The sequence below is a fragment of the Candidatus Pseudomonas phytovorans genome, assembly GCA_029202525.1.
Taxonomy (GTDB): domain Bacteria; phylum Pseudomonadota; class Gammaproteobacteria; order Pseudomonadales; family Pseudomonadaceae; genus Aquipseudomonas; species Aquipseudomonas phytovorans.
In genome coordinates this window covers 1,508,970-1,526,937 of record CP119325.1, presented here as the reverse complement: position 1 = coordinate 1,526,937, position 17,968 = coordinate 1,508,970, and the positions used below count along the sequence as shown (strand labels likewise).

Below are 17,968 nucleotides of genomic sequence, written 5' to 3'. Positions count from 1 at the left end.
CTTAGCTGTGAGAATTCTGCGGCTGCTCATCGAATGCCTGCCAGCCACCACCCAGGGCCTTGTACAGCCCCACCAGCGCCTGCGACACAGCGGCCGAGCTGTCGATCCACTGCTCCTCGCTAGCCAGCAAGGCACTTTGCACCGTCAGCACATTGAGAAAGTCCACCGCCCCTTCCACATACTGGCGCTGGGCGGTCTCCAGGGCGATGCGGTTCTGCCGCACCGCCTCGGCCAGGTGGTCACGCCGCAACTGGCTGGCGTTGTACAGGCGTAGCACATCGTCAATTTCATGCCAGGCCCCCAGCACCACTTTGCGGTAGTTCAGCGCCGCCTCCTGTTGTTGCGCCTCGCGCAGATCCAGGGTGCCCTTGAGCCGGCCACCCTCGAAGATCGGCAGCGACAGCTGCGGCCCAAAGGCGAAGCGGCGCGAATCCCAGCCGCCAAAATCGGACAGTTGCATGGCCTGAAACCCCATACTTCCCGACAGCCGGATGCTTGGGTAGAAGTCGGCCTTGGCCACGCCAATGCTGGCGGTGGCGGCATGCAGGCGGGCCTCGGCCTGGCGGATGTCCGGGCGGCGCTCGGCCAGTTCGGACGGCAGGCCGATGGCGAATTTCTGCTGCGGCGCTGGCAGCTCGCCGCCTTGCAGCAATTGGGCTTGCAGGCTGCGCGGTGGCTCGGCAGCGAGCAGGCTGAGGGCGTTGATCAGGTCATCGCGTCGGGCTTCCAGGCTTGGCAGGCGCGATTCGATCGAAGCGACCTGGGCGCTGGCCTGGGCTACATCCAGGCGGGTGGCAACGCCTTCGGCCTGGCGATTTTCAGACAGCTTCAGGCTGTGCCTCGCGACCTTCAGGTTGTCCTGCGTCACCTCGATCGTGTGCTGCACCGCGCGCAGCTGGATATAGTTGCCGGCGGTTTCCGAAAGCAGCGCCAACAGCACCCCGCGGCGGTCGTTCTCGGCCACTTCGACAGTGGCGTCGGCCGCTTCGACCTGGCGCCGTACGCGGCCCCACAGGTCCAGCTCCCAACCGGCGACAAGGTCGCCTTGCCAGAGGTTGTACGCCTCTTTGCCCGCTTTGCCAGACGGGTCGCTCAGGCCTTCGGCGCTATTGCGGGCGCGGCTGTAACCGGCGTTTACATCCACCGACGGCATTTCATCGGCGGCCACGGTACTGCGCAGGGCGCGGCTTTGCAGCAAACGGGCGCTGGCCATCTGCAGGTCGAGGTTGCGCTCGGCAACGCGCTGGATCAAGGCACTGAGCTGTGCGTCATGAAAGGTTTCCCACCAGCGCAGTTCCAGCGGTTCGGCCTGCGGCTGGCTGGCCGCCGCCTCGCCTTGCAACGGCGCCCACTGCTGCGGTGCCTGGCTGCCTGGGCGCAGGAAGTCCGGGCCCATGGTGCAGCCGGTCAGCAACACGGTCAGCACCAGTGGGCTCAAGCGTAATGCCGGTTTCATCGTGCGCTTACCTCTTTGCCGTCCAGCTTGTCGCCACGGGTATCGATGGTCGCCTCCACCGACATGCCGACACGCAAGCGGGTGAGCAGCGCCTGGCCATCGTCGAAGACGATCTTCACCGGAATGCGCTGCACCACCTTGGTGAAGTTGCCGGTGGCGTTGTCTGGTTTGACTGCCGCGAAGGTGACGCCGGTGGCCGGAGCAATGCTTTCCACATGGCCTTGCAGCTTTTCGCCAGAGAAGGTGTCGACGCTGATGCTCACCGGCTGCCCCGGTTGTACGTGGGTCAGCTGGGTTTCCTGGAAGTTGCCGACCACATAGGCCTGCTGCAAGGGCACCACCGACAACAGACGAGCGCCAGGGTTGACGTAGGCCCCGACCCGCAGCGCACGCTCGCCGACCATGCCGTCCACCGGCGCGGTGATGCGCGTGTAGGACAAGTCGAGCTGGGCCTTTTCCAGCCCCGCTTCAGCGCGTTTCAACTGGCCATCCGCGCTGGCTACCTGGGCGGTGAGGATATCCACCTGTTTACGCGTCGCCAGCAGCGCCGCCTGAGTGTTGGCCAGTCGCGCGCGGGCCTGGTCGACCCCGCTGCGCGCCTGCTGGGCGTTCTGCACGGTGCCGGCGCCTTGCTCGGCCAGGCGGCTGTAGCGGTTGACCTCGTGGTCGGCAAATGCAGTTTCAGCCTGGGCTGCTTTTACGGCCGCCTCGGCCTGGGCAATCAATGCGCCCTGGCGTTCGAGGGTGGCGCGGGCATCGGCGCTTTGCGCCTGGGCCACCAGCAACTGCGCCTGCGCGGCATCCAGGGCGGCCTGGTAATCCCGGGCATCAATGGTCGCCAACAACTGGCCGGCAGTGACCTGCTGGTTGTCCTCCACCAGCACTTCCTTGATAAAGCCGGCCACCTTGGGCGCGACCACGGTGTAGTCGGCATTCACGTAGGCGTCATTGGTGCTCTGGCGGTGGTCGCTGCCGAACATCCAGGGGCCGACGATGGCAGCCAGAACGGCCACGGCCAGCACCGAGCCGATGAACAGGGTTTTGCGGTTGTTGGTCATTTCAGGGGGTCTCGAATTCATCCAGGGTTCAGGCCACCGCACGCGGCGGATAGACCCGGGTCGGCACGAAAGGAATCAGGCAGATCAGGGCCACGGCGATGCAGGCCAGGACCAGGTAGAGGTCGGCGGAGGTCAGTACCAGCGCCTGGTCGTGAATGCGCTTGGCAAGGCCTGCGCTGTTGCCGTCGATCAGCGGGGCGTTGCCCAGGCTGTCCACCAGGTGGTTGGAATGAAAATGCCGGCGCAGGGTGCCAAGGGCATCCAGCAGACCACCAGCGATCACTGCGGCCAGGCCTTTCACGGTGTTGAACCAGCTGGAGGCGAACGGGCCTTCCTGCGGCGTCATGCCGTTGGTAGAAAGCATCAGCAGCGGCAGCACCGCCATCGGCTGGCCGAACACCTGCAGCAGGTAGAACGGGTAGAAGTCGCCACGGATCCACTCGCTGGTCAGCAAGCTGCTGCCGACACAGGACACCGCCAGCATCGCCAGGCCAATGCCCAGCACCCAGCGGCAGTCCACCGCGCGGATGTTGCACAGTGCTGCCGTCAGCGGCAGGGCGATCAACTGCGGCATGGCCACCAGCATCATCAGCGGGCTGGTCTGTGCCGGGCGGTAGCCCTGGATCTGCGCCAGGTAGGCCGAGGGAATGCTGCCCACGCCGGACAACACGATGAGCACGCCGGCCAGGGTCACCAGGGCGAAACTCAGGTTGCGCCGCGACAGCATACGCAACTGGAAGAACGGCAACGGCTCGGACCACTCGTTGTACATGAACAGCACCAGCAACAGCAGGCCACCACCAAGCAGCCAGCAGATCAGCGGCGAATCGAACCAGCCCCAGCGGTCACCCAGCGAGAGGCCCAGAACGATGCAGCTGATGGCGGGCAGGCCAAGCAATACACCGCGCCAGTCGAACTGTTTGAAACGCTCCAGGCGCAGCGGATCTTGCGGCAGGCCCCAGCCCACGCAGAAGATAGCCAGCGCCGACGGCAGAATGATCTGCCAGAACGCCCATTGCCAACCGACGTATTCGGTCCACAGCCCGGCCAGTGGCGTGCCCAGGTTGGGGCCGAAGGTGGCGGTCAGGGCATAGCAGGCCAGGCCGTAAACCTTGATGCCCGGGGGCAGGAAGCGCAGGGCCACGCTCATCAGCATCGGTGGCAAAGCGCCAGAGGCGAAACCTTGCAGCACGCGCAGCAGCATCAGACTGTGCAGGTTGGGGGCGAACGGTTGCAGCAAGCCGAGCACAGCGAACAGGCCAATGGCGCTCATGGTGAAGCGCCGTAGCGAGAAGGTAGTGGCCAGCCACGGCGCAAAGGCCATGGCCGACACCGAAGCAGCGCTGTACACCGCCAGCAGCCAGGCACCTTCGTCGGCACCGATGCCCATGGCCCCACGAATATCGGCCAGGGAAATCTTGGTCACCGACTCGTTCAGGCCCGCACAGAGCACGGCCAACAACACACCGAACAACCCCACTACCACCTGCAGGCCAAACGCCGTCTGCGCAGGGGCAGCCGGCGCGGGGGCGGCGGCAATTGCGGCAGAGGGGGCGGTCAGGGAACTCATGGGTAGACATCTCCAGCAACAAAATTACGACTGGAGCAAGTCTAAGAAGGTCGAATGCTGACGAAAACTGAATTCTCGGTAGTGTTATGTTGCGTCAGACGCAATCCACTTCAAAATCGAGTCGCCTGCCTCGCGGGCACGCCCGCTCCCACAGGTACACCACTGCTCGCAAGACCTGTGTCATTCCTGTGGGAACGGGCATGCCCGCGAAGAAGCCAACCCGGTATCACGGGTCCATGCTGCCGCAAGCTTTAAGTGTCTGACGCAGCCAGCGGTGTGCCGGGTCGTTGTCAAAACGCGGGTGCCACGCCTGTTTGACGTTCACTTTTTCAAGTGGCACGGGGATTTCGAACGACCGCAATGGCAGTTTCAGCCGGTTCACACTGTTAAGGATATTGGCCGGAATCGGCAGGATCAGGTCCGAATCGGGCAACGAGAACATGGCGGAATGGAAGCTCGTGGTGATCAGTGCGACCCGCCGCTCCACCTTGTGAGCGGCCAGCGCCACATCGATCGGCCCATTGGCACGGCCGCGCCGGGACACACTGATCTGCGGGTAGTTGGCGAAGCGCTGTGGGGTAATAGGTGCATCGAAGATCGGGTGCCCTTCCCGGGCCAGTCCTACGAAGTAGGTATTAAACAGACTCTGGACCTTTATCTCCGGGCCCAGCTCAACGGCTGAACTGATGATCAGGTCGATTTGCCCGTTGCGCAGCACAGCATCATCGTCGCCACTGCCCTCCGGCACAAAACGCAGCACCGTGCGCGGCGCCTGGGCCAGCATCATGCGCAGCAGCTGGGCACCGTACAGGGCGATGAACAAATCGTTGGTGCGAATATTGAACGCGCGGGTCAGGTTCACCAGGTCCACATCATCCCGGCTACGGAACACCTGCCCGGCCTGCTCCACCAGGCCGTGCACCTGCTCGCGCAGGGCCAATGCCCGTGGCGTGGGCACCAGGCCACGGCCGGCGCGCACCAGGATCGGGTCGCCCAATGCGTCGCGGATACGCCCCAAGGTGCGGCTCATGGCTGCCGGGCTCAGGTTCATGCGCTGCGCTGCGCCCACCACACTGCCTTCATCGAGCAAGACATCGAGGGCAATGAGCAGGTTCATGTCCGGGAGTTGCATGGCCGTTTTCCGTTACAGCGGTGGGGAATGGCGATGGTAGCAGGTTGAAGGATTGCATCAGACGCAATGCGCTCGTGCGTGGTGGGGCATTTATTCGAGGGGTAGTCTGGGCCAAGAATGGTACATGGCAGGTCTGGCCTCTTCGCGGGTGAACCCGCTCCCACAGGTACTGGGCAGCTTCTGGAGACTGTGCCAACCCTGTGGGAGCGGGTTCACCCGCGAAGAGGCCGGGCCAGACAACCCCAATTCATAAAGGATCCCGCATGCCCAGCCCCGTCCTGATCGCCATCGACGCCTCCCCCGGCTCCACCGCCCTGCTCACCCTCGCCCGCCGCTACTGCCGCCCTGGCGAACACGAACTGCACGTGCTGCTGGCCATCGATTCCACCTTCGCCGTGCACGAGCAACCCGCGCCCTACACCGCCGAGGAACTGGACGAATACCCCGCAGCCTGCGAGGAACAACAACATGCCGACCACGCCGTAGCCGAGGCGGTGCGCGCGTTGCAGCAAGCCGGCTTCGCCAGCCAGGGCTGCATGGTGGCCGGGCAGCCGGTCGAGGCTATCGTGGCCAAGGCGCATGAGCTGAACTGCGAGCTGATCATCATGGGCCACCGCCACCTGTCGAGATTGGGGCGGTTGCTGGATCCGTCGATTAGCGCGAAGGTGATTGATCGGGTTGAGGTGCCGGTGTTGGTGGGGGCGGCGAAGGCTTGACTTTAGAAGTGTATCGCCTGGGTAATCGAGCGCCGCCCGCGCGGCGCATCGCGAGCTGCGCTCGCTCCCACGTTTGTTTCGGGCCAATTATTCCTGGGGAGTTTTCGCGCGAACCCTTTGGTGCTCGGCTCGATATCGAGTCGTACCAACCAGGCGGTCGCGCACGCCTGTCACAGGAGTTACTGGCCCGAAACAAACGTGGGAGCGAGCGTAGCTCGCGATGCGCCGCGCGGGCGGCGCTCGATTGCACTTGCGATACTCATCTCAAGGCTTACCCGGCTTCACCACCACCGTACAAGTCGTCCCCGCCGCCAGCAAAAACCCGTCCGGCACCTCATCGATGTGAATCCGCACCGGCACCCGCTGCGCCAGGCGCACCCAGTTGAACGTCGGGTTCACATCGGCAATCAGCTCGCGGCTCTGTGGGTTGTCGCGGTCGTAGATGCCGCGGGCAATGCTCTCCACATGCCCTTTGATGCGCTCGCCGCTCATCATCTGCAGCTCGGCCTGGTCACCTACCTTCACATGCGGCAGCTTGGTCTCTTCGAAGAACCCGTACACCCAAAACGAGTTCTCGTCGACCACGGCCATCACTGCTTCACCAGTCCGCGCATAATCGCCCTTGTGAATGTTCAGGTTGGTCACGTAGCCGTCCACCGTGGCCACGATGTGGGTGCGTGTGAGGTTCAACTCGGCGGCCGCCAGTTCGGCAAGGGCTTGCTGGTAGTCAGCCTGGGCAGAGTTGGCGATGTTGCTGGCGTCGTCGCGGTTTTCCCTGGAGATGACCAGGTTGTCCATGTCGGCACGGCGCTTGGCGTTGACCTTGCGCATCTCCCAGGTAGCCTTGCGCGAAGCAACCAGCGCCTTGGCCTGGTCGACCGCCAACTGGTAGTGCTCGGGGTCGATCTGGATCAGCAGGTCGCCCTTCTTCACCCGCTGGTTGTCCTTGACCGGCACGCCCACCACGTAGCCAGGCACGTCGGCGGCGACGTTGATGATGTCGGCACGCACGCGGCCGTCGCGGGTCCACGGGGTGGTCATGTAGTGCAGCCACAACTGGCGGCCGATGGCCACGGCAGCGACCAGCACCAACAGGGTGGCGATCAGGCTGAAGAACTTTTTCATCGAAGGTTTCTCACCAGTAGACAGTAAGCGCCATGGCGCCGAACAGGCAGACGAACAGGCTCAGGCGCAGCAGCGCCGGGTGCCAGAAGAAGCGGTAGCCATCATGGCTGGCGATGAACCGGTCCAGGCCCCAGGCCAGGCCCAGGGCGAACAGGAACATCAAGGTCATGGTGGGCATGTACACGCCATGGAAGGCGATTTCACGGGGCATGCTTTCACGGAGCATCGTGCAGTCCTTTCGCCGGTACCAGCGGCGACAGTGGGTCCAGCAGGGAAGAACGGATGAAATGCAGGTAACTTTGCGAACGGCGTAGCACCGAGGTGTCGAAGTGCCGCGCGAAGGGCTCGTCGGTGGCCTGTACGCGGGCGATGGCGTGGTCCACCGCCACCAGCGCGCGTTCGTGATTGCTGGCGCTGGGCTGCAGGAACAGCCGCGCAAGGGCACGGCCCATTACGCGGATGGCCTGGCGCCATGGCTGAGACTCGGCATAGGCCGGGTGCACCGGTGCGCGGGCCTGCTCCTTGCGCAACTCGATGACCGCATGGCCGATTTCCAGCACGGTGAACATCCAGCCCATCAACTGGCTTTGCACCTGTGGCTTGCCGGCCGCCAGGCCATAGGCCTGGTGCAGCAGATCGCGGGTGCGGCTTTCGAAGGCGGTACCGATGCCACGCAGGCGGCCGCTGATGGCAAACAGCACCTGCTCGCGCAACTCCTGCTCCAGGCGGCTCCACAACCAGCGGCTGTTGGGCGGCAGGATAATCGCCCCGGCAGCGGCGCAGACAAACATGCCGATGACCATGCCGATGTAGTCGTTGATGAAGGTATACGGGTCATACACGGTGAGGTTGTTCGGCACCGAGCCAATCGCGAAGAACACCAGCAGGCCGATCCCATAACCGGCATAGGCCGGGCGTGACGAAAGAAACGCGCCGAGCACGAATACCGGCGCCAGCACCATGCACAGCAGCGGGAAACCGTCGATCCAGGGGAACACGAAGAAGGTTTCGAAGAAGCCGACAAAGGCGCCGATGGCCGTGCCGCAAGCCATCTGGAACGCCATACGTTTGGGGTTCGGCGAAGCTGCAGAAAGGCCCACGGTGACGGTGGCGATCAGGGTCATCATGGCGCCGCTGGGCCAGTCGCTCAGCAGCCAGTAGCTGCCCAGCAGCAACAGTACTGCCGAAGCGCGCACACCCGCCGCCAGTGACACCAGCCAGCTGGTCTGCGCCACGTAAGGCTCGTCCCACTGCTCGCGTTCGTGCTTGTGCGCAGCCAGCGAGGCGTGGGTTTCGGCGTAGCTATACATCTCGTCAACGAAGCGGTACAGCAGTTCGAATGCGGTGTGGAAATCGAGCAGATCAGACTCGCTGGGCTCGGTTGCCTGATACTCGGCGCGCAGTCCACGCACCTGGGCTTGCAGGCCTTCCTTGTAGGCGGCCAGCTCCAGGGTCAGGCGCAGTGCATCGGCGTCGGTCAACGCACGGCCCACGTAAGGCTGCAGCAGCTCCACCAGGGTATTCAGGCCAGGCTCGATGGCACTGACGATCTGCAGCGGGCCACGGGCACGCAGCCGTTCGAGCAAGCGGTGCAAGGCATTGAAGCGCGTGGTGATGGCCATGAACTCGCTGTTCATCCGCACCAGCCGGCCACTGCGCCGGCGCATGTGCGGGTCTTCGAAGGCGGTGACGTTACGCAGGCTCTCCAGCCCCACGGCCTCGGCAACGAAGCGCACGTTGCTGCTCTCGAAACGGTCCTTCTGGCTGTCACCACGCAGGGCCTCGACCACCACCCCGGCGAACACGCCAAAGCGCTGGTACAAGGCGTTGCGCATGGCAGCACTGGCCGACTGCGGCAGGATTGCGGCACTGACAAAAGTCGACACCAGAATCCCCAGGGCAATCTCCAACACCCGCCATACCGCCGCCATGAACGCCTGGTCGGGGTGCTGCAGTACTGGCAGGCCGATCATCGCAGCGGTGTAGCCGGCCAGCACAAAGCCGTAGGCGCGGAAGGTGCGATAGCGCATGGCACCGGCCGAGCACAGGCCGACCCACAGCGCCAGGCTGGGCAGGAACAGTTCAGTGTTCTGCGGGAAGATGGCAATCAGCGCCACCATCATCGCCGAGCCGGCCAGGGTGCCGAGCACCCGGTAGAAGCTCTTGGCGAACACATGCCCGCTTTGCGGCTGCATGACGATGAACACAGTGATCATCGCAGTGCGCGGCTGTGGCAGCTCCAGGCGCATGGCCAGCCATAGCGTGATGAACGCGGCGGCCAGCACCTTGAAGATGTACACCCACGTCACCCCGTCGGTGCGCGCCCAGGCAAAGAAGCCCCGGCGCCATTCCAGGCTTTGCAGCCAGCGCACGGGCAAACTGGAAGTGCTCATTCGGCGTTGTCCGGCTTCTTGTCGAAAATGGCCAGGGTGGCCGGGGTTTTCGGCGCTGCCTGGCGTTGCTCTTCTGGCACATCCTGACCGGCCTGCAGGCCGCCACCCAAGGCAGTGACCAGCTCGGCATGGGCGATCAGGCGGGCGGCCTGCACCTGTTGCTGCACCCGCTGCTGGCGGAACAGCAAGGTCTGCGCGTTGAGCACGTTCAGGTAGTCGGTAAGGCCGCGCTGGAAGGCGACCCTGGCGATGTCGTAGGTTTTCTGCGCCGCAGCCACCGACTCGGCGGCGAAGTGCGACTGTTCTTTCATCGACGCGCGGCGGATCAACTGGTCGGAGATGTTCTTCAGCGCGCCTACAACGGTCTGGTTGTAGCGGGCCACGGCCACATCGTAGCCAGCCGAAGCCTCGCCCAGCTGCGAGCGCAGGCGGCCACCGTCGAAAATCGGCAAGCTGATGGCCGGGCCGACGTTGTAGTTGAACTTGCGCCCGGTCAGGAACTCCAGCGGGCCGCCACCGGTGGCCATGAAGCCCAGGCTGCCGACCAGGTCGACGTTGGGGAAGAAGCCGGCATGGGCGACGTCGATGCCACGCGCCTGTGCAGCCACCTGCCAGCGGCTGGCGACCACGTCGGGGCGCTGGCCGACCAGTTCGGCGGGCAGGTTCGATGGCAGTTTCAGCGGTGCGGCCAAGGCCAGGGCCGGGCGCTGCAATTGCGCGCCTTCCCCCGGGCCCTTGCCGGCCAGTGCAGCCAGTTGGTTGCGGGTCAGGGCAATGTCTTCGTCCAAGCTGTCGAGCTGGCGGTGGGTTTCCGGCAGTGGCGCCTCGGCCTGGCTGACTTCGAAATGGGTGCCGATGCCGGCATCCAGGCGGCGCTTGGCCAAGGCCAGGATCTGCGTTTGTTGCTCCAGCTCGGCCTTGACGATATCGCGCTGGGTAAAGTGCAGGCTCAGCTGAATGTAGGCACGTACCACGTTGTTCTGCAGCTCCAGCTGCGCCTGGCGGGCTTCGGCCACGCGCATGTGCGCCTGGTCCACGGCCTGTTCGCTGGCATTGCGCTCGCGGCCCCAAAGGTCGAGGGCGTAGCTGAAGCCGAACGCGGCATTGTTGTCCCACGTGTTGGCGCCGGACAACGCACCTGGGCCGTAGAATTGGTCTTCGGGCCAGTTGTGGCGCTTGAGCGTGGCCTGGCCATTGACCTGGAGCTTTTCTGCCGACTCGACCACGCCGGCCATGGCCTTGGCTTCGCGCACCCGCGCGGCGGCCATGGCCAGGCTTGGGCTACCGGCCACGGCCAGGGTAATCCAGCGGTCAAGCTGCGGGTCGCCATAGGCACGCCACCACTGCTGGTCTGGCCAGTGGGCGTCGGTCGCGGCTTCGCGTATGGCCGCGTCGGTGCTCAGGCTATTGGCTTGCAGCGTCTTGCTTTGCGGGGCAATGCCCCAGGTTCCGATACAGCCGCTCAAGGTGAGGGCAAGGGCACAGGCACTGAACGCATTGAGCGTTCTGATGATGCGACGCGGCACAGCTGCGATTTCCCGAGGAAGAGGTAAGGGGGCCGAGCAATTCTAGGGGGCTGCAGCACTGGCGATAAGCGCAGATTCCTGCGAATCTTTGTTACCAAAACAGCGATAATCCGCCTTTGGTCGAAGACAACTTTTCATCTGTTCATCGTTACTTCGTGACACAATTTTGTCCTCTAGCTTGAGAGTGACCCATGGACACCCTGCAAAACATGCGTGCTTTCAGTTGCGTAGCCCAGCTCGGCAGCTTTACCGCTGCTGCGGCGCAACTGGATACAACCACCGCGAACGTGTCGCGGGCGGTCTCCAACCTGGAAGCCCATCTGCAAACAAGGCTGCTCAACCGTACCACCCGCCGCATTGCGCTGACCGAAGCCGGCAAGCGCTACCTGATGCGCTGCGAACAGATTCTTACCTACGTTGAAGAAGCCGAGGCCGAGGCCAGCGATGCCCATGCCCGCCCGGCCGGGCAGTTGAAGGTGCACTCGATGACCGGGGTGGGTCAGCACTTTGTGGTCGATGCCATCGCCCGCTACCGCGAATCGCACCCGGACGTGACCTTCGACCTGACCATGGCCAACCGCGTGCCCGACCTGCTCGACGAGGGCTATGACGTGTCCATCGTGCTGGCCACCGAGTTGCCCGACTCGGGGTTCGTCTCTCAGCGCCTGGGCATCACCTACAGCATCGTCTGCGCGTCGCCCGCCTACATCGCCCGCCACGGCAACGCGCACAAGCCCGTCGACCTGCTCAAGCACGCCTGCCTGCGCATGGTCAGCCCGGTGATCCCGCTGGAGAAGTGGCTGTTCGACGGCCCGGAAGGCCAGGAGATGGTCAACATCACCAGCTCGCCGTTCATGGTCAACACCGCCGATGCCATGAAGACCGCAATCCGCAGTGGCATGGGCGTGGGCGTGCTGCCGATTTATTCGGCCATCGACGGCCTGCGTGACGGCAGCCTGGTGCGGGTGCTGCCCGAATACCGGCTGCAAGAGCTGAACCTGTATGCCATCTACCCGTCACGGCAGTACCTGGATGCCAAGATCAAGACCTGGGTCGAGTACCTGCGCAATTCGCTGCCGGAGATTCTTGCAGCCCATGAAGCGGACCTGAGAACCCATCAGGTGCTGATAGCCAACTAAAAAGCTGCTGCATTGCGGGGGTGGACAATGGTAGGTTGCTAACCATTGACCACCACCGCCTTGCAGAGAAGTTGCCCGATGAAAAAGACCGTCCTGGCCTTCAGCCGTATCACCCCGGCCATGGCCGAGCGCCTGCAGCAAGACTTCAACGTGATCCTGCCCAACCCCAAGCTGGGTGACATCAACGCCCAGTTCAACGAAGCCCTGCCCGAGGCCCACGGCCTGATCGGTGTGGGCCGCAAACTTGGCCGCGCCCAGCTCGAAGGCGCGGCCAAGCTGGAAGTGGTGTCCAGCGTGTCAGTTGGCTACGACAACTACGACCTGGACTACTTCAACGAACGCGGCATTGCCCTGACCAACACCCCCGACGTGCTCACCGAAAGCACCGCCGACCTGGGTTTCTCGCTGATCATGGGCTGCGCGCGCCGCACCGCCGAGCTGGATGCCTGGACCAAGGCCGGCAACTGGCAGGCCACCGTGGGCCCGGCCCACTTCGGCAGCGATGTGCATGGCAAGACACTGGGCATCGTCGGCATGGGCAACATTGGCGCCGCCGTGGCTCGCCGTGGCCGCTTCGGTTTCAACATGCCGATCCTGTACAGCGGCAACAGCCGCAAGACCGCGCTGGAACAGGAGCTGGGCGCGCAGTTCCGCAGCCTGGAGCAGCTGCTGGCCGAAGCGGATTTCGTGGTCATCGTCGTGCCGTTGTCCGACGCCACCCGCAAGCTGATCAGCACCCGCGAGCTGAAACTGATGAAGCCGAGCGGGTTCCTGATCAACATTGCCCGTGGGCCGGTGGTCGATGAAGCCGCACTGATCGAAGCGCTGCAGAACGGCACCATTCGCGGAGCAGGCCTGGATGTGTACGAGAAAGAACCGCTGAGCGATTCGCCGCTGTTCAAACTGCCCAATGCGTTGACCTTGCCGCACATTGGTTCGGCCACTGCCGAAACCCGTGGGGCCATGGCCAACCGCGCGATGGACAACCTGCGCGCGGCGCTGCTGGGTGAGCGGCCGCAGGATCTGGTGAACCCACAGGTGTGGAAAGGCTGATAGCTCTCTACTGCCCGCACCGGCCTCTTCGCGGGCTTGCCCGCTCCCACAGGTACTGCACAGGTCTTGAGGGCTGTGATTTACCTGTGGGAGCGGGCAAGCCCGCGAAGAGGCCGGTGCGGGCAACAGATTATCTATTTGGCCACCAAAACACCCTCAGCCACCTTGGCCTTGGGCTTGCGAAACACCAGCACATTCCCCGCCATCACCGCCACCAACCCCATCAGGGCCGGCGCCGTCCACTGATACCCCTCGGCCACCGCCGACACATTCAGCGCCACCAACGGGAACAGCACCGTGCAATAGGCTGCCCGCTCTGGCCCCATGCGCCCGACCAGGGTCAGGTAGGCCGTGAAGCCGATCACCGAACCCGGGATCACCAGATACATCAGCGAACCGATGTAGCGGGTGTTCCACTCCATGGTGAAAGGAATGCCGCTGAACAGGCAATACACCATCAGCATGCTAGCCCCGTAGACCATGCCCCAGGCATTGGTGGTCATGGGCTTGAGCCCGGCCTTTTGCTGCATGCTCGACAGCATGTTGCCCGCCGAGAAACACAGCGTACCGAGCAGCGCCAGGCCGAGGCCGTACAAGGTTTCACGGCTGGCCGCGTGGTGCGACAGCTCTGGCCAGAACAGCAGCCCGAGACCAAGCAGGCCCAGTGCACCTCCGCCCAGTACGTTGGCGGCGATCTTCTGCCCGAAGAACACCCGCGCGTTAAGTGCGTTCCACAGGGTCGCAGTGGAGAACACCACAGCGATCAGGCCACTGGCAATCCACTGGCTGGCCGTGAGGAAACACATGAAATTGACGCAGAACAGGCACAAGCCCTGGGCCAGGCAGATCTGGTGGCCACGGCGGTTCATGGGTTGCAGGCGACGGGTGAGCAGCAGGATGGCGAACAGGATGAGGCCGGCCAGGGCGAAGCGATAGACAATCGAGACCGGGATGGCGACCACGCCCAGCTGGAGCTTCAGGGCAATCCAGGTGGTGCCCCATATCAGGACAGTGAGCAGGTAGAGTGACAGGTTCATGGCGATGGTTCCTTGGGCCTTTCAAGATCGGTGCCCGACTTTTCGCGGGCATGCCCGCTCCCACAGGTTGACGCGGTCCCTGTAGGAGCTGGCTTGCCTGCGATCGAGGGCGCAGCCCTCGCCGGCCATTCCAGTGTTCTCCTGTCCAACACCTGCGCGCTTGCACAAACTTGCGCATTTGTCCCGCCAATGGCTGTAACCCCGCCCAAGGCGCAGTAGGATGGGCTACAGAGGAACTGCTGATGACGCCACTCACCCAACTGCAAGTGTTCAACGCCATGCACGCCTCGCCCCACGCGCGGCTGGAGCTGAGCGCGCAGCTGGGCGACGGGCTGGCGGCGGCGTTGTGGAGCAACCGCGACGATGCCCGCGACTATCAGGCGCCGACCCACCACACCCTGTCGTGCTACATCGCCGACGGCACCGGCACCTTCCGCCGCCAACGGCCGGCCGACAAGGGCGCGCCAGGCAAGTTGTGCGTGATGCCGGCCGGGCAGGAGTCGAACTGGGTGGTCAATGGCGCGATACGCCTGGCGCACCTGTATGTCAGCGAAGCGCAGTTCGGCTTGGGTTGCGTGCGCCTGCTCGACCGCGAACCGCGAGAGCTGCAGTTACAGGAAGCGACCTTTCTCGACGACCCGCAACAGGCCGTGCGCTTTCGCCAACTGATAACCCTTAAATGGGACGAACCCGGCGAGCGCTTGCTGGCCAGCAGCCTGGCCCACGAAATCGTCGACCATGCGCTGCTCAGCCAGGTCGGCCTGCGCCAGGGCCTGCGCCTGAAAGGCGGGCTGGCGCCGAACCTGCGCCGGCAACTGGTCGATTACATCGAGGCGCACCTGGACCAGCCAATTACCCTGGGTGAACTGGCCTTGCGCTGCAACCTGTCCGAATACCACTTTGCGCGCATGTTCCGCACCAGTTTCGGGCTACCGCCGCACCAGTACCTGCTGGCCCGGCGACTGCACCGGGCCTGCCAGCTGCTGCAACTGGGGGTGATGCCACTGGGGGAAATTGCCCTGGTGTGCGGGTTTGCCAGTGCCAGCCATTTCAGCAACCGGTTCCGCCAGGCGATGGGTGCAACACCTGGAGAATACCGTTTGGCCATTCGCGGCTGAAGCCGCTCCCACAGGACCGCGGCAGTCTCCAAGACAGCGCTGTACCTGTGGGAGCGGCTTTAGCCGCGAATAGGCCGGAACAGGCCGACTCAGAACTCGAAGGTGCTGGACAAGCTCACCTGCCGCGCATCGCCAATCGCCACAAAGTACTGGTTCACCGCCGAGCTGTAATACACCTTGTCGAACAGGTTCTTCACATTCAATTGCAGCCGGACATTGTGCTCGTCGAGCTTGGTCTCATAGGTGGCAAACGCATCGGCCACGGTGTACGACGGCAGGTCGAAGGTGTTGGTCGAGTTACCTGCCCGTTCACCCACGTAGCGTGCGCCTGCACCGAACCGTAGCTTGTCGCCACCGAACAGGCTGCCGAAGTCGTAGACAGCCGATAACGAGCCCGTGTGCTTGGCCACGTTCTGCAGGCGGTTACCCTCAAGGTCAGGGTCTTTCGTCACCTTGGCATCGGTAAAGGCATAGCTGCCGATCAAACTCCAGCGATCACTGAGCTGGCCGGTCAGGTCGAGTTCCACACCTCTTGAATTGACCTCACCGGCATTGCTGTAGACCGTCTCGCCAGTCCCGCTGTCGAAATTGGCGACCAGTACATTACGCTTGGTGATGTCGAACAGCGCCAAGGTACCGGTCAGGCGACCCGGCATGTCCAGCTTGGCCCCCAACTCCCACGACTTGCCCTCCTCGGGTGCAACGGACGAGTCCAGTACTACGCCGCCCGTCAGCGGCGCAATGCTGGAGTTGGGCTTGAACGACTCGCTGTAACTGCCATAGAACGACAGCTGGTCATCGACCTTGTAGACAATGCCGGCATGCGGAACCCAGGCCTGGCCGCTGTTATCGGTATTGGCCGTGAACGGGCGACCGCGGCCGGCATACTGGTCGAACTGCTGAAAGCGCGCGCCGGCCACCAGGATCCAGTGATCATCCAGGTGCAACGCGTCCTGCACGAACAGTGCATCGGTGCGCAGCTTGTCGGTCTGGTCGCTGTCACTGGCACGTACGCTGGTGCCTTCCACCTCCTGACCGTAAACGGGGTTGAGGTAGCTGAAGGTGGAGCGGGCAGTCTGGCGGATCAGGTCGCCGCGATACACCTTGCGGTCTTCATGGTCGACGCCGAACAACAGGTCATTCTGCATGCCGGCCAACTCCACATTACCGGCCAGGCTGAGGGTGGCGAACTGGTCGCGGCTCATGGCGTTGTGGGTGCCGTCGATGCTGCGTGTCAGTGTGCCTTTGGCTTCGTTGACGCCGGTCACCCGCACCTGGCTTGCATCGTAGGTCTCGCGGTTGAAGCTGTAGCCAAAGTGCAGTTTCCAGTCATCGGCCAACTGATGATCGACTTCCAGGCGATACAGGTCAGAGCGCCCCTCCATGTCGTTGAACGGTTCGTCCAGGCGGCGCGTGGCGGGGATGTTCAGCGGGTGGCCGTTGCTGCCGAACGCGGTGCCACGGTCGAAGGGGTAGAGAAATTCGCGGTGCTCGTAGGCCAGCACAACCTGGGTGTCTTCGCCCAGCCAGGCCAGCGACGGCGCGACCAGCGATTCGCGGTGCACGCCGAAGTTGCGCCAGTAGTCTTCGTCTTCGTGGTCGACGATCAAGCGGTAGGCGAATTTGCTGTCGCCCAACGCACCGGTGCTGTCGAGCCCGCCACCACTGCCGTTCTTGCCACTGCCGTAGGTCGAGCCGCGCACGGTCAGGGCGTTGTACTGCTCAAGTTGCGGGCGCTTGCTGACCACGTTGATCACCCCGCCCGGGTCCTGGATGCCGTACAGCAGTGAGGCCGGGCCCTTGAGCACTTCTACCCGCTCGGTGCTGGCGTTGAGGCTGCGGCCCTGCACGATGGGCATGCCATCGCGCATGATCGAGCCGTCGCGGTTGTCGCCGAAGCCGCGCTTCATCACCGTGTCGGAGGTGCCGCCAAAGTTGTTGCCGTGGGTAATTCCGCTGACGTTCGCCAGGGCATCATCGAGGTTGCGCGGAGCCTGGTCGCGGATGACCTGGGCCGGTACCACATTGATGGCCTGGGGGATGTCCTGGTTCGGGCCCTGCCCGCGCATGATCGATGCACTGGCCGGGGGCTGGTAGCTGTAGACGTCCAGTTGCGAGGTCACGTTGGTGGCCTGCAGGTTGAGGGCGCCTGAGGTGTCGGCGGCTTCGAGGGTAAGGGTGCGTGCGTCAACGCGGCGCCAGGCCAGCCCGGTGCTGCCCAGCAGTTGTTGCAGCGCCTGCTCGGCGCTGAGTCGGCCGTTCAGTGCCGGCGCCTGCACGCCCGGCAGTTCCAGGGTGTAGACCACACTCTGGCCGGTGGTGCGGCTAAAGGCGTTGAGCGCCTGGGCCAGGGGCTGGGCCGGCTGGGCGAAGGCATAGGTCTGCTGTTGCTCGGCGGCACTGGCCAAGGGGGCGACAGCAACGGCCGGGAGCATGGCAAGGCCGAACCAGAGAGGGACGCAACGCGGGGAGAACTTCATGGACGCTGACCTGTGAGAGGGTGATGACTGCGAATGAATCGCACTTTCACTCATTACACGGATGCCACGTCCTGTTACCTCACCCGCTTTCTGAAAATATTTTTCCTGTGCCGGCCTCTTCGCGGGCAGGCCCGCTCCCACAGGAATGGCACAAGCCTCAAATCC

Annotated in this window: 14 protein-coding genes; 4 read left to right on the top strand and 10 right to left on the bottom strand. The window is 63.9% G+C overall.

Features of this window, described 5'->3' with window-relative positions; genetic code table 11:
* Position 1: 1 nt before the first annotated feature.
* The 4 genes from P0Y58_06740 to P0Y58_06725 all read right to left on the bottom strand — a co-directional run bounded on the left by P0Y58_06740 (position 2) and on the right by P0Y58_06725 (position 5,216).
* Entirely contained in the window at positions 2-1,456 is a 1,455-nt protein-coding gene (locus P0Y58_06740) for an efflux transporter outer membrane subunit (GenBank protein WEK31888.1), read from the bottom strand.
* Positions 1,453-2,514: an HlyD family secretion protein gene (locus P0Y58_06735; protein ID WEK31887.1), complete on the bottom strand. Its 1,062-nt coding sequence runs from the start codon at positions 2,512-2,514 to the stop codon at positions 1,453-1,455. The genes P0Y58_06740 and P0Y58_06735 overlap by 4 nt, the downstream gene beginning before the upstream one ends.
* 28 nt (positions 2,515-2,542) lie before the next feature.
* The gene (locus P0Y58_06730; protein ID WEK31886.1) at positions 2,543-4,084 is read right to left on the bottom strand and encodes an MFS transporter; all 1,542 of its coding nucleotides are present in this window, start codon (positions 4,082-4,084) and stop codon (positions 2,543-2,545) included.
* A 226-nt stretch (positions 4,085-4,310) separates the two neighbouring features.
* Positions 4,311-5,216, bottom strand: a complete 906-nt coding sequence (locus tag P0Y58_06725) for a LysR family transcriptional regulator (protein ID WEK31885.1) — start codon at positions 5,214-5,216, stop codon at positions 4,311-4,313.
* A gap of 263 nt (positions 5,217-5,479) precedes the next feature.
* Here P0Y58_06725 and P0Y58_06720 point away from each other — a divergent pair, with 263 nt between their 5' ends.
* Positions 5,480-5,932: a universal stress protein gene (locus P0Y58_06720; GenBank protein WEK31884.1), complete on the top strand. Its 453-nt coding sequence runs from the start codon at positions 5,480-5,482 to the stop codon at positions 5,930-5,932.
* 264 nt (positions 5,933-6,196) lie between these two features.
* Here P0Y58_06720 and P0Y58_06715 read toward each other — a convergent pair whose 3' ends face one another.
* From P0Y58_06715 to P0Y58_06700, 4 genes are read right to left on the bottom strand one after another with little or no spacing between them, the layout of a single operon-like run.
* On the bottom strand, positions 6,197-7,057 hold the full coding sequence (locus P0Y58_06715) for an HlyD family secretion protein (protein WEK31883.1): 861 nt from the start codon (positions 7,055-7,057) through the stop codon (positions 6,197-6,199).
* A 10-nt stretch (positions 7,058-7,067) separates the two neighbouring features.
* Complete coding sequence (locus tag P0Y58_06710) at positions 7,068-7,268, bottom strand: DUF1656 domain-containing protein (protein WEK33284.1); 201 nt, start codon at positions 7,266-7,268, stop codon at positions 7,068-7,070.
* Positions 7,269-7,272: 4 nt separating this feature from the next.
* Entirely contained in the window at positions 7,273-9,450 is a 2,178-nt protein-coding gene (locus P0Y58_06705; GenBank protein WEK31882.1) for an FUSC family protein, read from the bottom strand.
* On the bottom strand, positions 9,447-10,976 hold the full coding sequence (locus tag P0Y58_06700; protein WEK31881.1) for an efflux transporter outer membrane subunit: 1,530 nt from the start codon (positions 10,974-10,976) through the stop codon (positions 9,447-9,449). Before P0Y58_06700 ends, P0Y58_06705 begins: the two co-directional genes overlap by 4 nt.
* A gap of 191 nt (positions 10,977-11,167) precedes the next feature.
* Here P0Y58_06700 and P0Y58_06695 point away from each other — a divergent pair, with 191 nt between their 5' ends.
* Complete coding sequence (locus P0Y58_06695; GenBank protein ID WEK31880.1) at positions 11,168-12,115, top strand: LysR family transcriptional regulator; 948 nt, start codon at positions 11,168-11,170, stop codon at positions 12,113-12,115.
* A gap of 78 nt (positions 12,116-12,193) precedes the next feature.
* Positions 12,194-13,168, top strand: a complete 975-nt coding sequence (locus tag P0Y58_06690) for a D-glycerate dehydrogenase (GenBank protein ID WEK31879.1) — start codon at positions 12,194-12,196, stop codon at positions 13,166-13,168.
* 134 nt (positions 13,169-13,302) lie between these two features.
* Here the strand turns inward: P0Y58_06690 and P0Y58_06685 are convergent, their stop codons facing one another.
* Positions 13,303-14,205 (bottom strand): DMT family transporter, encoded by a 903-nt coding sequence (locus tag P0Y58_06685; GenBank protein ID WEK31878.1) that lies wholly within the window; start codon positions 14,203-14,205, stop codon positions 13,303-13,305.
* A 242-nt stretch (positions 14,206-14,447) separates the two neighbouring features.
* Here P0Y58_06685 and P0Y58_06680 point away from each other — a divergent pair, with 242 nt between their 5' ends.
* Entirely contained in the window at positions 14,448-15,323 is an 876-nt protein-coding gene (locus P0Y58_06680) for an AraC family transcriptional regulator (protein WEK31877.1), read from the top strand.
* An 89-nt stretch (positions 15,324-15,412) separates the two neighbouring features.
* Here the strand turns inward: P0Y58_06680 and P0Y58_06675 are convergent, their stop codons facing one another.
* Positions 15,413-17,803, bottom strand: coding sequence for a TonB-dependent receptor (locus tag P0Y58_06675; GenBank protein WEK31876.1), 2,391 nt, complete (start codon positions 17,801-17,803; stop codon positions 15,413-15,415).
* Between the last annotated feature and the right edge of the window lie 165 nt (positions 17,804-17,968).

What these genes read in the sequence shown, in the direction of transcription:
- P0Y58_06735 (WEK31887.1), bottom strand. Translation starts at nt 2,514, where the DNA reads ATGACCAACAACCGCAAAACCCTGTTCATCGGCTCGGTGCTGGCCGTG.
- P0Y58_06690 (WEK31879.1), top strand. Translation starts at nt 12,194, where the DNA reads ATGAAAAAGACCGTCCTGGCCTTCAGCCGTATCACCCCGGCCATGGCC.
- P0Y58_06685 (WEK31878.1), bottom strand. Translation starts at nt 14,205, where the DNA reads ATGAACCTGTCACTCTACCTGCTCACTGTCCTGATATGGGGCACCACC.
- P0Y58_06725 (WEK31885.1), bottom strand. Translation starts at nt 5,216, where the DNA reads ATGCAACTCCCGGACATGAACCTGCTCATTGCCCTCGATGTCTTGCTC.
- P0Y58_06675 (WEK31876.1), bottom strand. Translation starts at nt 17,803, where the DNA reads ATGAAGTTCTCCCCGCGTTGCGTCCCTCTCTGGTTCGGCCTTGCCATG.
- P0Y58_06695 (WEK31880.1), top strand. Translation starts at nt 11,168, where the DNA reads ATGGACACCCTGCAAAACATGCGTGCTTTCAGTTGCGTAGCCCAGCTC.
- P0Y58_06715 (WEK31883.1), bottom strand. Translation starts at nt 7,057, where the DNA reads ATGAAAAAGTTCTTCAGCCTGATCGCCACCCTGTTGGTGCTGGTCGCT.
- P0Y58_06680 (WEK31877.1), top strand. Translation starts at nt 14,448, where the DNA reads ATGACGCCACTCACCCAACTGCAAGTGTTCAACGCCATGCACGCCTCG.
- P0Y58_06710 (WEK33284.1), bottom strand. Translation starts at nt 7,268, where the DNA reads ATGCCCCGTGAAATCGCCTTCCATGGCGTGTACATGCCCACCATGACC.
- P0Y58_06740 (WEK31888.1), bottom strand. Translation starts at nt 1,456, where the DNA reads ATGAAACCGGCATTACGCTTGAGCCCACTGGTGCTGACCGTGTTGCTG.
- P0Y58_06720 (WEK31884.1), top strand. Translation starts at nt 5,480, where the DNA reads ATGCCCAGCCCCGTCCTGATCGCCATCGACGCCTCCCCCGGCTCCACC.
- P0Y58_06705 (WEK31882.1), bottom strand. Translation starts at nt 9,450, where the DNA reads ATGAGCACTTCCAGTTTGCCCGTGCGCTGGCTGCAAAGCCTGGAATGG.
- P0Y58_06730 (WEK31886.1), bottom strand. Translation starts at nt 4,084, where the DNA reads ATGAGTTCCCTGACCGCCCCCTCTGCCGCAATTGCCGCCGCCCCCGCG.